Raw genomic sequence first — 16,645 nt, forward strand, 5'->3', positions numbered from 1 at the left:
TTATGTCAGCCAAAGGGGTGAATGGTTAGGATGTGCAGCACTCGCACGACGCCCCGACGTAATCTATGCTACGGGTGCGACATAAATGTACACGATAGGACCAAGCCCAAAAATGGCCCCACAAACTGCCCTTGAATCAATTGATAGCGATGCTGGTCAGCCAGTCGACGGTCCGCTCCAGTTTGCCCTTCGCGTTGGCATGCACGGGCAAGTCGGTCGCTTTGTCACCACGGGGGCTCACTTGGCACGCAGTGCCCAAGTTGTATGTCGCACACAGCGAGGTATCGAAGTCGGGACCGTGCTGAACCGCCTTTCCAATTCGCCAGAGTCCCAATGTGATGGCCAGGTGCTGCGTCTCATGGCCCCTGAGGACCATCTACTGTGGAATCACTTGGTGGACTTGGCTAACGAGGCGTTTGCGGTCTGCCAGAAGTGGCTAGCCGATCAACAACTACCGGATCAATTGTTGGAAGTCGAACCACTTCTAGATGGCCGGACGCTCTATTTTCACTTTCTCAATACGGTTTCCCCAGAAACCAGTTTGCAGGTCGATCACCTGGCCAACATCTTTCAGCAAACCGTCGCGGCCAGCAGCTTTGCGCAGCAAGTAGAGACGGGTTGCGGACCAGCCTGCGGCACGAGTGACGCGAAAGGTTGCGGTTCCGCCTGCAGCGTCTGCAAAGTCGGATGCAAACCAAATAGCCGCTAACTAAGCCGTAGGCATTAGCCTCGGTTTTCTTTGGAGTGCGGTGGCGTTAGCCACACAGCACTTCATTAACCGAGGCTAACGCCTACGGCTTAGTTCGGCACTGCACTTCATAAACCGAGGCTAACGCCTACGGCTTAGTTCTGGCTAACGCCTACGGCTTGGTTGTGAACAGATCCACGATGCATTGGGCGTAGAGCCGGTGACCGAAGTCGTTGGGATGATTCAGGCCGTTACCGGTTAAGTCGAAATCGTGTTTGTGCTCGAGCAGCTTGGTCCACACGGCAGTCAAGTCGGCCAGGCGACTATGCGGACCAACTAGCGTTCTCAACTGGTCGCGATACTGGTCAAACATTTCGCGCGGCGTATGAGCCCACTGGCTGTGCCCCAGCATCGGGGCCACCCAGATGACCTCGATGTCAGGAAACTTTTCGCGCGCCCGTTGGTCGATCATTTGCGATTGCTTCAAAAACCAAGCTGGATCCTTTCGACCAACGTCGTTCATACCATAGGCCACGATCAACAAATCAGGTCGACTCTCTAGCAGTGCGTCCAGGTCCTCTACACCATTGGCCACGCTCCAGCCACTAACGGCGCGATTGGTCAAGTGGATTTCACTGCCGAAATCATGGGCTAGTTGGGCGGCAACCAGGTCAGGATAACCAGGTTGGTTGGGCGGCGTCAGAGTTGTTCCTGATGCGTCCAGTCCAGTCGAAATACTATCACCGCTAACGGCGATGCGCAGGGGCTGCCTGGCTGCCAGCTTCTCAAGCGTGCGGGGCAATCCACCGTCGTGTGTGACCTGAGGTGCAGTTGCATCCGAGCGACGATAGGTGATCTCGATGTCATGTAGATGAAAATAGCTGCCTGGAGCATAGAACATGTTTTGTTCAGGGTTGCTGGCGCGATGTCGATAACTGTTAGGCGCGTCTCTGGGAGGAAACATCTGCGCGGTGGTGATCGCTTCAACTCCGGGTGGGCCGATCCATACCAGTCGCAATCGATCTTCGCTGAGCTTGAAATCTCGGTCCAGCTGAAAACTCTTGCTCCCATCGGCAGTCGCTACGGAGACTATCTGTTCAGCCGGAAATGCCAAACGAGCTTCCACCGGGCCGTCGGACTCAGCTTGAATCAGCACGCTGCTTTCGCGATGGATGATGCCGTTATCCGCTGGGTCGTTTTGCCAAGGCGTTTCATGCAAATAGAGGTCGGGCAATTTTTCGATCACGGCTTCGAAGGTCGGTCGAGGTTGTTGGACAAAAGAGACCAACGTCGCGTACCACATGCTCGCTGCATGCTGTTGACCACTGGCACTGAAGTGACGTTTGGAACCAACCGGACCGCGATTGGCATCGGCCAACATGTCCGTATCGGGACCCATCGAAAACGCGTGTTGGTTTACTAATTGGTCCATGGCCATACGAATGCGAGCTTCGCCATCGGGCCGTCGATATACGGTTGGATGCAATGTTGATTTGGCCAAGAACCAGGGATACTTTGACTGCCACTGAGCCTGAGCTGCGTCACGAATCTTCACCATGCGTTCCACATACGCGGCCGTAGTGGCTTGCTCAATAACATCCGATTCACCCTGCTGCCACAGGACGCCGCGAAAGTTACCCAACTGTTTGCCTGCATCAACTAGCTGTCGATGCAAATCACCTTCGGGCAGCCACTGCGTAGAAGAGGTGCCACCGTAAGCGACATTGGCAAAACCGACTGGCACATCCAGCGTGGCAACTAACTGATCGCCAACCGCCGGCCATATCGAGCCGAAATGAGAATTGTCGACCACCGGTTGGGGATCATGCGCGACGCGCCAAGTTTGCGATCGAAGTTCATAAGCGGCAACTCGCTGCCGCGGGTCGCGTATTTGCAGTTTTTCTTCGTTCGTGTTCGTGGCATACGATTGACCAGCAACCACGAAGACTTCGCCGACAGCAAATGGATCCGAAGTGATGGACTGAACCAGGCGCTCACTGCGAAAGAGCTTGACCTCCAACGCATACCAACCACCCGCCGGAACTCGCACTGTCCAGAAGCTTGGATTTTGCGCGATCTCAGTCTTCGTCCAGGGTACAACCACGCGCGTGGGATCGGTGGCCTGGGTCACGCGATATTCGCATGTGGTGAGATCCGATGAGTCGCTGTGAAGTTGAACCGTAACATCCGCAAAGCCGCGAGCCGGTCCACCTGGATGATGCGCATTGGCAAACTGAGGCACATGATGGCGACGCTGAATGACTTGCCAAGGTTTGGGGGCAACCAAGCGAGCTACCGGAGCATCGTCTAGACTAGCGGGCCGCTTGGATCGCTTCCACAACTCAACGTTAACGTCATTCTTGAGATCCGGACCAGCTGTGCTCCGACCGCGTGAAATGATCTGCTCCATTTCGCGACTGAGGTTGCGCACCAATTCTGGATGATCAGCCGCAATGTTCTTGGTCTCCGCCAGGTCAGAGGCCAAATCAAACAACTGCACGCCTGCACCTGGATTCAGCTTGCCAGGACGCGGCTCGCTCCAGCCTCCCGAATCATCGCAGAAACACAATTTGAAATTGCCGCGACGCAGTGCAAAAGAGCCATTGATGGAGTGATGTACCGTCGAGCCGCGCAGAGGAACGGCTTGTTCGTTCTGCAGCGTCGGCAAAAAGCTATAGCTGTCGGGGCCAGCCGAGTCGGGCACATCGACCCCGGCGATATCCGCAGCGGTGGCCAGGAAATCGGTCAAGCAGATCGTCGATTGCGCATGAGCACCTTGGCCAACCATGCCCGGCCAACGCACAATCAATGGCACGCGATGCCCACCCTCGTAGATATCCGCTTTGTGTCCACGGTACGGCCAGCAAGGATCATGTCCCTTCTCGCGCAAGGCTGGCAAATCCGCTTGGGGTGAACAGCCATTGTCACTAGTGAAGAATACTACAGTATTCTCGGACAGCTTCAAACGCTCCAGCGCCGCCAAGACCTGTCCAACTGCTTCATCTTGTTGCATCACAAAATCAGCATACGCATTGAGGCCGCTTTTACCTAGCCACTGCGGACTGGGCGCAATGGGTGTATGTGGCGATGCAAAGGGCAAGTACAAAAAGAAGGGCCGCTTACTTGGATCACTGGCACGCGATTCAATATAGGTGATGGCTTCCTTGGTCAAACGCGGCAATACATCTTCCGCCGTAAAACCAGGCGCAGCTGGTCCGAGCCGAGTCTGGCCTTGGTCGTCGGCATGCTTCAATCCGAAAGATTTTTCGGCAGTAGGTGATTCCGTTACGCGATCATTTTTTAGATAAACATAAGGCACCATGTCCAGCGACGCACTGATCCCAAAGTACTCATCAAAGCCGGCCGCCAGCGGACCGCCAGCAAACGGCTGATCGTAGTTAACATTGTGTACTTGCTCGGGCGATTCGATCGAGTTCTCAGCTATCGTCTTGCCTTCCAGGCGTTGCCAGTCGAGCCCCAAATGCCATTTGCCAATACAGGCTGAGTGATAGTTGCGTTGCTTTAATAGTTTAGGCACAGTCCATTGCTGGTCACTTATCAGACTGGGGCTGAGGCCACCCAAGACGCCGTTCTGTAAACGTGTCCGCCATGCGTAACGCCCACACATGATTCCGTAGCGCGTCGGCGTGCAGACCGCCGAACCTGAATGGGCATCGCTGAACCGCATGCCCGCAGCAGCCAGTTGGTCGATATGCGGAGTCGCAATTTTGCTGCTGGGATTGAACGACTTCAGATCGCCCACGCCTAAGTCATCGCACAGAATGAAGACGATGTTGGGTGGCTGAGCGGCAGGGAGTGGAAGTGGCCACAAGTAAAACGCCAACAGCAGGCTGAAAAGATAGCGCAGCATGAGGTAGGACCTTGGAGGGGGAATCGGGGGAGGTGCAGAAATTATAGATGGAATTTTTCCTGCGCGTCACTAATTGTGACCTATACTCGCGCACGCCAAGAAGTAGCGGAATGCGTCAAGCATTTCGAGATTCCCGAAGTAGCGGAATGCGTCGAGCATTTCGTAGTTACCGCGAACACCGAAAGCCTTGACGGCTTCCGCTACCGGCAAATGCCGAAAGCCTTGACGGCTTCCGCTACGATTTCATGCCCCCTCGCGCCCATGAAGACACACTGTGCCATCGATCACACCTTCGCTAACCGACCATGTATCGCCCCTAGCTGAAAAGTCGGCGAGGGTGCCTGCCAATTTTTCATTCGGTGACCGGCGGGTAGTGTGGGTGGCGTGCGCGCTGTTGGGCCTGGCGATAGCTGGCTTCAATCCCAACTACCAATGGAGCGATGTACGCACAGAGCCTTTTGGGGCCGATTTTCTACAAGAGTGGACAGCGGGCGACATGCTGCTCAGCGGTGCGGCCCATAACATCTATGATCCAGTTGCGTTTAATACCTGGCAACATAATGCCAGTCGCTTGGGGTTCAGCTGGTCGGCCGTCGAGTATTACCCGGCCGTCTATCCGCCCAGCTACTATGTACTAACGGCTCCGTTGGCATGGTTACCGTACCGAGCGGCTGTTTACGTGTGGCTGACGTGCATGTTAGCAGCTTATGCCTGGGCAGCTCGATTGATGATGCGCACGACGATCCAGTCAGCGGCTCAAGCGAAACAGGCGGCTGTCTTTTGGACAGTGTGTTTAATCTTCCCAGCCACCTTCTTTGGTTTGGTGTTGGGCCAGAAGGGCACGCTGTGGCTGGCCATTTTGGCTGCAAGTTTCGTATTGCAAAGATCACAACGACCGCTGGCAGCGGGTTTGGTCGCAGCTCTACTGACGGTCAAGCCCACGTTGGTGTTGGTTCTGCCGCTGGTCATGCTGATCAATCGCCAATGGCGATTTGTGATCGGATTTGCGGGCGGCGCTATCGGGCTAGTTCTGTTCTCGCTGGTCTTTGTTCCACTGACACTATGGCTGGACTATGCCCAAGTTGTCATGGGCAGCGCGACTTATCAAGGGCATGGCGGGTACCACAGCGGTTGGTCCACCAGCCTGCTAACACTGCTGAAATGGGCGGGACTGCAAGGAGTGTGGTGTTGGTTGGGCTATGGAATTTGCGCCATGGCAATCATCAGCCGACTGAAGCTGCCTTACCAGCCCACAAAGATTGCGTCCAGCTTGGCTCAACCTCAGGTGTGGCTGTTGATGCTGGCCGCTACTGCCTTGCTTAGCCCCCATGCGTACTTCTATGACCTGGCTTGGTTGCTAGTACCGATCTTTGGTCAAGTGATGCTTAACTGGCGTCGCGGAGCCTGGCTGTGTATGACGCTATGGTTATCAATTCTGTGGGCGCAGAGTTTTCCAGACGGCTTGCCGATCGTGGCCCTAGCGCTGTGTCTCCTTTCGCTCCGCGAAAGACAAATTCCTTTCGCGGAGCGAAAGGAGACTCTAGCCCTCGGTTCCCCCGGGTCATGAATCGACGTCTTTTCGCGGATTTGAGGTCTCCTGGCCCCGATGGATGCGTCGCCTTGCTTTATCATCTAAGCTGGATTCTTACTCGACGACGAATTCTCAGGAGCGACATCGATGTCCGAGTCAACCAGCATTGACGGTTTGACGATTGATACCCAGCGCGGCGGCTTGACCCGGGCGGTCTATCAGGGTGCATTGGCCTCAGGGGAAATTTTCTTACAAGGCGCTCATTGCACGGCCTGGCAACCGGCTGGACATGAACCAGTGCTGTGGATGAGCGCGCAGTCGTATTTCGAAAACGGCCGGCCCATTCGCGGCGGCGTTCCCATCTGCTTTCCTTGGTTCGGTCCGCATCCAACCGATAAAGAAGCTCCGGCGCATGGCAACGCTCGTACTCAGTTGTGGCAATTGGCAGCTCAAGAACAATTGCCGGATGGTGGTCTGCGGCTGGTGTGCCAGACGTTCATTCCTCCGTTCCATGTTGAATATGAAGTTGTGTTTGGATCGCAACTCACGCTGTCACTGACAACCACTCTGCCAGTCGGCCACTCAGGCAGCGAGACATTCGAAGATGCGCTGCATACTTACTTCCGTATCAGCGACATACGCCAGGTGTCCATCTCAGGCCTGGAGTCCATCGGCTACATCGATAAAGTCGACGGTGCTTCGAAGGTAGCAGCCAGTGGCAGCCCAATTACCTTTCACGCTGAGACCGATCGCATCTATGCTCCCACCCATGACACGTGTGCACTGCGTGACCCGGGCATGAAACGTCAAATCCTGGTTCACAAAGCGGGCTCCAGTTCAACCGTGGTGTGGAATCCTTGGATTGCCAAGAGTGCGCGCATGCCAGATTTCGGTGACCACGAATGGACGGGCATGGTCTGTATCGAAACAGCCAATATCGCCCCCTACGCCATCACGCTGGCGCCCGGCACGCAACACACCACGACGGCTCGAATCGAGATAAAAGCCAACTAAACCCTGTTGCACCCGACAGCACATATTTGGGGCAACGCAATTTTATATATAATATCTCGTTTTTTGTATATAATCGAATTCGCTGGCGACGGTAGTAACTTGGGACGCGTCCACGTGCTTAGACTTGAGCCGTTTACTTGTTCCAGAAGACGCGGAGCGAAGCCGGGGTTTGGCCTTGAGCCCATTCGCCAACGATCAATTCAGGACGGCCATCGCCGTCCAGGTCGCCAGCCAGGCAACTGGAATGTAAACTGCGATCGCGTTCAATCGAGTGACGAATGAACTGCAGATCGGCTTGTTGTTCCCACCAGCACACCGAGTCCAGCGAGATGCCTTTCGAATCCCGCGTGCTCTGTGGGAAGAGGCCGACAGCGGCGATATCCACGTCGCCATCACCATCGAAGTCGGCTACCGCCGACTGCATGGCCCCGATCAACATGCCCAGTTCCCGAGTCTCCCACAAGCCATTGCCTTTATTCCTCAGCCAACGCACGCCATGGTACGGTTTGGGGACAAAGCTATCGAAGATGTCGCCGCAGGTGTGGACCAAATCGGGCAGACCATCGCGATCGATGTCGGCGACTTGTATCGAGCTAGTATTGTAAGCCGGATCGGGCAAGACCATGGCGATGTGACTGTCATAGTGACCCTGACCAGCGTTTAATCGCACTTGCACCATTTCGTATTCTTGGCCAATGGCCGTTACGATATCCAGCTGGGCATCGCCGTTGATATCGGTGACAATGATCGCCAGGTGACCGTGTCGCGGATCAACCACTTCATACCGCAGCCCAGGATCGACGACTTTCACTTCGCTGCTGGCCGTTTCTGCAATCGCTTCGACGTTGGTTGAGGCGGGCGAGGGAGTCGTCTGATTGCGTAATAGACTTAGGCAGCCAGCTTTGTTGTAGCCGAACTCGGCGACCAGGATGTCCAGGTCGCCATCGTCATCGTAGTCCAATGGCACAGCTTCAACCGGACGGGCCAGTTGCTCGGCCAGCACCTGGCGCTGGAACGTTCCGTCAGCCTGGCCCAGATGTACGGCGACGCATCCCAATCGTTGATCGCTAATGATCATGGAACCGATCTCGGCAATCATCAAGTCGCCGATACCATCTCCGTTCCAGTCGCAGGCGGTCATCCGGCACAGGTAATTTCCCTCTGAGGCCACGCAGTCTGCTGGCAGAGTGAGGAGTTGGTCTGCAGGTTGCTGACTCAGCTCAGTGAGTTGTTTCAGTTCCAGATGACGCAATTTAGCGTTGGCCATATCGGAAAAGAATATCGATTGCCGGACGTTATCCCACTTGATATCGGCCGTCAAAGAGATCTTGTCGCCCGACAGCAGCAGCGGCCCCGGCACAAACTTGGTCTCTGTAGGTCCCGTTGCAAATGAGTCGGGTGTCGGTAGGTCGATAGTCTCGGGTGCGCGACTTTGAAAATACTTGATAGCATCGACCATCAAGGGCGTTTGTAAATCGTGGCGGCCAGATTCGAAGTAGAAGCCAAATCCACGTTCCACTTCCGCCGGCCAATTGGCCTTAGGAAACGAAGTCGGTGCCGGCGTAGGATGGCAGTTGCCGCAGAACTGCTCGACTAAGAAAATCGTTTTTTGCGGAAGCTCACCGCTCGAACTCGCCACCGCGGGGGCATCCGCGACGTCGGTACCAGAGTTACTGATACACCCGCCGCAGACGACCAGCAGCCAGCCCAGCCGAAGTGTCAGTGACTGACCCAGGAATGGCTTAGCAGCTATCGATCGGCGCGAACTGGGCATAATGCGTTATGCTCCCCCTGTGGTCGTGGCTTAATGAGGCTGGACTATCAAACTGCGTGAATTGGGAGCCAGGTTCTTGTGCACTTCTTTGTGGCCGTTGGGCCAAATAATTTCGACTTGCTGAAGCGTTTCATTTTCTGGCAATCCCCAGTGCACGTAATAGGGTTTATGTGATAGGTAACTACCGCCAGAAACGACGTTTCGCAACATGGTCCGTTTGTCCGAAGTAATCAGAATGCGTGTGCCTATGGCGTCGCGATTGGATACAGTGCCTACCAGTTCCAGCATCCACCAATTGCCCTTGAGCTCGGACTGGTTGTTCAACAGTACTGCATCTTGATCGACATGAGTGAACAACAGATCGAGGTCGCCATCGCGTTCCATGTCAAAAGACACGACGCCGCGTCCGCGCCACGTCTGCGAGAAGTAACTCTGACTGTCGAATGTCTGACCGATGAACTTCTTGTTCCCCAAGTTCTCCAAAAATATGGGCGACTGCTCTGGTGGTTTGGAACGCATCACGTGACCATTGGCAATGATCACGTCTTCGTCGCCGTCTAGATCGAAATCGTTGGCCACTGTTCCCCAGGCGACGTAAGTCGTACCCAGCGCCATCAATCCCGCCGTGGTGGTCACGTATCGAAAATTGGCATCGCCATCATTCTTGTACAAAGCGAATGCCTGGTTTTCATAGTTACATACTAAAATATCTGGCAGAAGATCTTGGTCGTAGTCGAGGCAACACAGGCCCATGCTGCCTTCGGGCGTGCCCATATCATCCACGGCAACTCCGCTGGCCATCCCCGATTCTTCAAAATGTCCTCCCTTGTTCACATACAGAAAGTTATTGGTCGTATCATTGGCTACATAGATATCGACCAGCGAGTCTTGATTGATGTCCATAACCATCACCCCCAGGCCTTTGCCATCGGGTGCCAAGCCGATGTCGGTCTGCCTGAGCGTCAATGTGCCATCGCCATTGTTGATGTAGATGGCATCGGTCGAGCCGGCGAAACCGCCGGGCGCACAGACATCTTTTAACCCCAAGGACTTGCAGTCAGGATGGTTTTCGAATGACCAATTGACATAGTGAGCGATAAAGAAATCCAAATCGCTATCGTTGTCGAAGTCGCCGAATGCGCAGCTGGTACCCCAGCCTGGGTTCTCCATGCCCATATGACGCGCCGATTCGATAAACGTGCCATCACCCTGGTTGATAAAGATCGCAGCGGCGTGGTACCCCGTGACCAAGATATCGGCGAAACCGTCGTTATTCAGATCGCCTGAGATCGTGCCGTGAGTGTAAATCGATGGACACTCGGTGCGCGAGAGCCCAGTTGTGTTCTGGAACTCACGGCCACCGCGGTTGTGCCACATGGCTCCGCCTAGCCCTGTGACAGTTTGGTTATCCAGTCTGCCACCAGAGGCAAAATACAGGTCGTCCAAGCCATCGCGATCAAAGTCGGCCACCGCCACGCCGCCTCCAATGGTTTCGAGGATGGCATATTCGCCCGCGCTTTCGCCATTGTCGTAATACTGTTTCAGCTTCGCTTCGGCAGTAATGTCGCGCAGAACGACAGGTGAAGCGGCCGGCTTGCTGGGATTGGACAACTTATTAGACGGCGTAGACGAAGAGCAACCGGTTAGTAGCAAGCTACAAACGACCAGCCAACTACCCAGCGTTACTGGTGCTGGCAGTGGCCGGCTCGGATTCGAGGGCTGCGTTGACTTGGGCGCTATGATGCTTGGCTCTTTGGTCATACATTCTCTTTTCACTAGGCTCCTTGGCTTGAGCCGACTTGTTCGCGTAGTAGGTACTCAAGAACTCGTGAGCTTCTTGGCAGTGCGGGTCATAGGCCAAGGCACTGCGAATCCAGAACAGTCCAAAGCGTTCCGACTCGTATTTGAATAGAATCTTGCCCATTTGTATACGCGCGGCCGTATTGTGGGCATCTTGATTGATCTGGTCGCGCAAGACCGTGATCTTGTCATACTCCTTGCGCTCTTCGTTTATCTGAGCCAGGACCTTCTGGGCCTCCTCGTTGTGGCCCAGTCGTCGTAGTACTTGCCCGTAGGAGTTACGAGCTACGAAATCGCGAGGATCTTCTTCCAGCGCCATCTCCAAGTACTGCTTGGCCTCTTCCCAGTTACCAAGCTTGACATCCAGCATGCCGAGCTCGGAGGCCGCCAGAAACCGCTCGGGCACTTCATCAACGACTCGATAAGCGGCCAAGGCGGCTGCCTGACCTTCGTCGGCCACGTACTTGAATAACTCTCGACTTTTATCCAGGTCGCCGGACTGTTGGTAACAGTGAGCCATAAACGTTTTAACCGCTAGCGCTTGAGGACCATAATCGAAGCGTTTGAGGATTTCGAGCGCTTCAAGCGGTGCATTCTTGCCCGACTGCAGTCGAGCCAATCGCCAGGCCGCCTGAATATGGTTGGGGTCTTTTTGCAGAGCTTTGGTGTACTCTTGCTCGGCTTTGGTCGTGTCGCGAATATGTTCGTGCAGCACGCCAAAACGGTAATTGGCCATTGGGTCGTGCGGAAAGGCTCGTTCGTATTCGTCCAGCAAACTGGAGGCTTCGGTGAAGCGTGATTGACTGGCCAGTCCGTTAGCAAACGCATCGACGACCAGGCCAATATCTTTCGGGAGCTCTGCAATCCAGTCTCGAGCGCGGGCTTCGAGCCGCGCATCCATTTCACCGATACTCAGGTTGGCAATGTCTTGTTCGCGGTCGAGTACATCCGAGTCGTACCCCAGTTCATGCGCCTTGACCAAGTGTTTGACCATGGTCGGGGTGTCGCCGTTGAGACGGGCAACTCGCGCTCGCAGAAACTCGACCGGCGCTTGATTGCCCAAGGTGTACTGGGCGATATCCAGCCAACGCTCGGCCTTGGTTAGTTGCCGGTTGATGGCCGCGTTACCGGCCATGGCTACAGCTAATCCCGTGACGCCGCCTCGCACTAGAAATATGGCGGCCAAGACGATCAACAGAATGATCAGGGGCAACAGCCGACGACGACGAGGTGCGGTCGTCGGCTTGCCCGTGTGTTTGCGGCTCATCGACTCAAACTCAGTGCCATTTGATTACAGCAGCTTCAATAACTCGCGGGCCTTGGCCTTCTTTTTGTCAGCCCCTTCCACCTTTATCAACTCGTCCAAGCCTTTGGTAAGAGCGTCACCCTTGGCTGGGTCCTTTTTCGCAAGGTCTTTCACGTTAGCAATAAGGGTTTGCATTCCGCTGCCTAGCCGGCCACTCTTGACGATAGCTTCCAAGTCCTCCTTGATCCTGGCCGAGAAATCCATATCGACCTTTTCTTCGAAATCGTTGGCCGAACCGCCACAGCCGATCATCGGCGACGCACACAACAGACAACCTACCAGCAGCAATCCCAAGCGCATAACTCGCTCCCCAAAAAACTTGTATTGATAAATGAGAAGAGTTTCCTGACAAACATCAGGAAACTCTAACTTTTTCCACAATCAACGCAATAAGGCGGGACGGTAAATCCCAGCCAATTTGCTTTACTGTTCTAGGCTAGCTGCCTCGTCACCCTTGGCGGTTCCCAGAGCCTGGTAAACCAGCAGGTTGATCGATTCGCTGATGAACTGCACCGAGCCGTCGCCCATCGCATGCATAGCCCCACCAGTGTGGCGACTGCGGGCTGGATAAATGCCGTCGTTGTCGCCTTCACCGCAACCACTGCAGTTATTGCCGGCTACACCCTTCCAGTTGGGAGGCGCAATTGTATTAAAGGCAGTGTTGTACATACCTGGACCCATCCAGTGAGAACCGGCACCCGATACGTGATTACCACCACCAGCTTTGGTCGTGATTTCGAACGCGTCCAGTTGTGCCTGGGTCCAAGCGCGAGCGCCTGTGCCGGCTGGGAATGACAATCCGCGGGCGATGTCACCTTTGTTGGTGAAGGACGAAGAGGTCGCATCACCCTTGATGAACTCACCCAAGAAAATGGTGTTGGACAATCCATCTGGAACGTCCGCGAACTTGGTGTAACGAGTTCGATTAAAGGGACCAATTTGGTCACCAGCAGCCACGTACCATCCCAAGTTTGTACCAGCCGAGAAGGCATAGTTGTTACCTGGATAATTCTGGTCGGCGTAGTCGGGATCCGATGGACACTTGAAGCCAGGGATCTTGCTAGCGAACTGAGCCTTGATGCTCATGTTGCTGCCTGGCGGATTTGGCTTGTTGCCTTGCCATGGGTGCCCTGCATAGTGAGGATACCGTGCATCGCGGTGGTCACCGAAGTAGACCTGAGCAAACAACGAACCTTGCTCGATATAGGGCAACAAGCAGGTGTGCGGCGAGTAGCCGTTCCAGTTCGAATCTTGTCCCCAGTCGGATTGACCAGGTGATGCCAAACGACCAATAGCCTTAGTCGCCGATTCGTAGTTGTGAATTGCCAAGGCGAGTTGCTTCATATTGTTGCTGCAACTCATGCGACGGGCTGCTTCGCGAGCCGCTTGAACGGCTGGCAACAACAATCCGACCAGAATGCCAATGATCGCAATGACCACCAGCAGCTCTACCAGCGTAAAGCCTTTTGTCTTTCTTTTCATAAACTGGGCCCAATCTGACGAGGACGACATACCGAATTGAAAAATAAAACCACGGAAAGCAGGCGCCACTTGGCCGTCCTGATTTCCCCATTAACTTGTAATGTAGGGTCCGCAGGGCCCCTTAGTCAACGGAATTGCGCGTCGGAATCTCAGAATTCTCAATTCCCAGCCCCGCAGGCTTAATCTGTAGTTAGAATCCGCCTCTTTGGGCGTCGCCAACAAATCAATTGGAGTAGGCCGCCCGCTAGGGACTCCAAACTCTCAGAGCAACTCAGGCTGCGGCTGGAGACTTCTCTTACATCAAAGCGGTGCCAGATGGCACCGCACTCCAAAGACCGCTGCGATGTCAGTGATGGTTCTTGTCGGAATGGGCAGGCAGGTGCAGATGAGTTCCGCGATCTTTCAGCAGCGCCGAGGCGGCATGGTAGCGAGATTCGACACCGGGCTGTGGCATCAAGCCACCAAAGATAATCAGCGCAAAGAGCGTTAAGACAGCAATCTGCTCGGGCAGTCGTCCCCGCAATGATACTGTCGCATGATGGCGCGTGCCGGTAAACACTCGGAAGTAAACTAGCAGCACGGCGATTCCATTAAGGGCCGCCGCCATCACGACGATTACACCATACAACGACGATCGATCGATGGCAGCTTCCACCAGTAACTCGGTGGCAATAAAACCGCTGGTACCGGGAAAGCCCACGCTGGCCAATCCGGTCAGCAGGAAACATGCGGCCAGTTGAGGAATCTGATCACCCAGCCCACGGTACTCTGTCAACAACAAACGCCCAGTCCGCGCCTCCACGCTGCGCAGCGTTAATCCAAAACCATGTAATGAAATGCTGACCGAGACCCAAACCAACAGCGCTGCGGCTAAGCCCAATTCTGTCGCCGTTTCCAATCCGACTAGTACCAGTGACGAGTGACTAAGGAAAATAAAACAAAAGAACCGTCGGGCTTCGCGCTGTACCAAAGCCATGCCAGCGGCGTAGAAAGCAGTGGCCAGTGACAGAATCGAAATCGTATGCAGCGCCGCATCGGGCACAACTGGCAAGACCAAACGCATGGCCGCATACGCACCGACCATCGGAGTCACAAACAGTAGCGAATTGCCGAACGTCGCATGCTCAAACAAATCGGTCATCCAGCAATGCAGCGGTGCCGCACCAGACCTGATCAACACAGCCGTCACCAGGCAGACCATGCCAAAGGTGCGCCACGTGCCGACTTCGTGCGTCGTGATTAAAGTCCAACCAGTGATCAGCAGCACGATGAACAAACCCATGTGCAATTCAAAAACGCGCGTCGGACGCTGGCGATGTCGCAACTCCAACCACGGCGGCAACGTACCAATGGTCAAAAAGGCAATGATTCCCCACGGCGATTGGCAACTGAACGTAGCCAGCATAACGGCCTGACCCAACAGCGCCCATGCGAACGAGAATCGCCGGGCTTTACCGCGCGTGGTCGCCAGTTGTGTCAAGAAAAAGAGCAGGGCTACCAGCGGCAATAGAGGTGATGAGAGTTCGTCGATGACGAAAAACTCTGCGCCGGTCAGCGCCGCCAACAAGTCCCAATGATCATGAGCCACAAACTGATGCAGGTATCCGAAATCGATCCATGCACCAACCGTACACACGAGCGACAGCGCTGATATTACCAGACTGATGCGACGCACTCGGTCGGCTTCAGGCACACGTGATACCCACAGCCCACCGATGAGCGGCAACAGGATAGCCAGTTCCAGCCAAGGCAAATGTAACTCAATCATACGAGGTCCTCGGCTGGTTCTACGTGCGGCACAATCGCATCCGATTCGCGTGATTGTTTACCCGATAGCCAGTCGGTCCACCCGCGCTCCCAGCGATCGAACAACTGAAAACAACGCCGGAAAGGATGCACAAACAACGAGTCCAGGAGAGCATCCAAGTAACCTCGCTCCATAAAGAAGCGATAGGCCCGCAGTTGAGCAGTTGGACTCCAAGTTTGAATGATTCGTGGCGGCGCGGGATTCAATCGTCCACCGATGGCGTTTTCGAGCGTGCGATAGTCGCGCAGCAACGTCGGCGCTCGTAGCAACTGCAACGAACGCATGCAGGCATGACCAATAATGTGGATCAGCGCCAAATAGTGCAGCCCCAATCCAATCTCAGCCACGATGATGCCCACTTGCGTCAGCGAAGCCATCGCCAGCGAACTCTTCACATCCGTCTGCACCGCTGAGGTCCAAGCGGCAAAGATGGCGGTAGTCAACCCCAGAGCCACCACCATAGCGCTTAAGATAAACGAAGCTTCCAGTAAAGGACTGACTCGCAGCAGCAGAAACGCGCCCAGGTGCACAGACAGAGCGCCATAGAACACAGCGCTGCTGGGCGTTGGCCCTTCCATGGCTCGCGGCAGCCAGCCCGAAAAGGGCACCAGCGCCGATTTGCCGGCTGCGGCCACTAGCAGCAAAGAACCAATAAACAGCGCCTGATTGCTGGTCAGGTCGACATGACCGGTCGGCCAATGATCTTCGCCCATCAACTTGCTGAAGTCTCCTTCACCAGTCAGATGATGCATGGCGACCGCCGCGATCAAGAAGGCAGCGTCAGCAATACGATATACGGCCCACACGCGCAGGCCGTTGCGAACTGGCGCTGGTCGGTCGTGAAAGTAGGCGACCAACAGGGCCGACGACAAGCCCACTAACTCCCAGCCCACGAACAGCGTTTCAATTGTCCCGGCCAGGCTGGCGAAGATCATGCCAATCAAAAAGATAGCGAACAGAATAAAGAAACGTCGGTAACCTGCATCGCGATGCAAATAGATATTGGCAAAGGCCCCGATCGTACCGCACAACACAAACGACAATAGGGCCATGGGTACGCTCAAGCGATCGAATTCAAACTTGAGATGAAAGTGAAAGTGCTCGGAGTTGATGGCGGCCAACTGTCCCATCTCGATTTCGATATCACGTTTACCAGTGGCCAGCATGATGCTCAGGATGGCCAGATTGGCCAACAGTCCCAGTGACACCAGCAACTTGGTCACATAAGCAATAGACGGCTCGTTAAGCTTGACCGACAGCAAAGCCGGCAGCCCCAACATCACCAGCAGCAGCATGGGCGATAGCAAGACTACCAAGCCCAGAAGATTAATAACTTGAACAGCATCCATGGTGTAACTGATAAACCCACTTC

Annotated in this window: 11 protein-coding genes; 3 read left to right on the forward strand and 8 right to left on the reverse strand. The window is 54.9% G+C overall.

Going from position 1 to position 16,645, the window contains the following annotated elements:
* Window positions 1-112: 112 nt before the first annotated feature.
* A complete protein-coding gene (locus SH573x_RS20905; protein WP_479349709.1) occupies window positions 113-709 on the forward strand; it encodes a PSP1 C-terminal domain-containing protein in 597 nt (198 codons plus the stop codon).
* Window positions 710-860: 151 nt separating this feature from the next.
* On the opposite strand, the gene SH573x_RS20910 is transcribed toward SH573x_RS20905, so the two are convergent.
* A complete protein-coding gene (locus SH573x_RS20910) occupies window positions 861-4,559 on the reverse strand; it encodes a sulfatase-like hydrolase/transferase (RefSeq protein WP_479349710.1) in 3,699 nt (1,232 codons plus the stop codon).
* 274 nt (window positions 4,560-4,833) lie between these two features.
* Between SH573x_RS20910 and SH573x_RS20915 the strand changes: the two genes are divergently transcribed.
* Together SH573x_RS20915 and SH573x_RS20920 are read left to right on the forward strand one after the other, a co-directional pair.
* A complete protein-coding gene (locus SH573x_RS20915) occupies window positions 4,834-6,126 on the forward strand; it encodes a glycosyltransferase family 87 protein (RefSeq protein WP_479349711.1) in 1,293 nt (430 codons plus the stop codon).
* Between the two features lie 111 nt (window positions 6,127-6,237).
* On the forward strand, window positions 6,238-7,104 hold the full coding sequence (locus tag SH573x_RS20920; protein ID WP_479349712.1) for a D-hexose-6-phosphate mutarotase: 867 nt from the start codon (window positions 6,238-6,240) through the stop codon (window positions 7,102-7,104).
* A 133-nt stretch (window positions 7,105-7,237) separates the two neighbouring features.
* Here SH573x_RS20920 and SH573x_RS20925 read toward each other — a convergent pair whose 3' ends face one another.
* The 7 genes from SH573x_RS20925 to SH573x_RS20955 all read right to left on the reverse strand — a co-directional run bounded on the left by SH573x_RS20925 (window position 7,238) and on the right by SH573x_RS20955 (window position 16,622).
* Window positions 7,238-8,878, reverse strand: a complete 1,641-nt coding sequence (locus SH573x_RS20925) for an FG-GAP repeat domain-containing protein (RefSeq protein ID WP_479349713.1) — start codon at window positions 8,876-8,878, stop codon at window positions 7,238-7,240.
* Window positions 8,879-8,908: 30 nt separating this feature from the next.
* Window positions 8,909-10,639 (reverse strand): CRTAC1 family protein, encoded by a 1,731-nt coding sequence (locus SH573x_RS20930; RefSeq protein WP_479349714.1) that lies wholly within the window; start codon window positions 10,637-10,639, stop codon window positions 8,909-8,911.
* Window positions 10,551-11,945: a tetratricopeptide repeat protein gene (locus tag SH573x_RS20935; protein ID WP_479349715.1), complete on the reverse strand. Its 1,395-nt coding sequence runs from the start codon at window positions 11,943-11,945 to the stop codon at window positions 10,551-10,553. Before SH573x_RS20935 ends, SH573x_RS20930 begins: the two co-directional genes overlap by 89 nt.
* Before the next feature lie 24 nt (window positions 11,946-11,969).
* On the reverse strand, window positions 11,970-12,284 hold the full coding sequence (locus SH573x_RS20940; protein WP_479349716.1) for a hypothetical protein: 315 nt from the start codon (window positions 12,282-12,284) through the stop codon (window positions 11,970-11,972).
* A gap of 123 nt (window positions 12,285-12,407) precedes the next feature.
* Window positions 12,408-13,466 carry a DUF1559 family PulG-like putative transporter gene (locus tag SH573x_RS20945; RefSeq protein ID WP_479349717.1) on the reverse strand — a complete coding sequence of 353 codons (1,059 nt, stop codon included), beginning with the start codon at window positions 13,464-13,466 and terminating at the stop codon, window positions 12,408-12,410.
* A gap of 346 nt (window positions 13,467-13,812) precedes the next feature.
* Window positions 13,813-15,234 (reverse strand): proton-conducting transporter transmembrane domain-containing protein, encoded by a 1,422-nt coding sequence (locus tag SH573x_RS20950; RefSeq protein WP_479349718.1) that lies wholly within the window; start codon window positions 15,232-15,234, stop codon window positions 13,813-13,815.
* Window positions 15,231-16,622: a proton-conducting transporter transmembrane domain-containing protein gene (locus tag SH573x_RS20955; RefSeq protein WP_479349719.1), complete on the reverse strand. Its 1,392-nt coding sequence runs from the start codon at window positions 16,620-16,622 to the stop codon at window positions 15,231-15,233. Before SH573x_RS20955 ends, SH573x_RS20950 begins: the two co-directional genes overlap by 4 nt.
* Between the last annotated feature and the right edge of the window lie 23 nt (window positions 16,623-16,645).

The sequence above is a fragment of the Rania fehmarnensis genome (genome assembly GCF_056494185.1).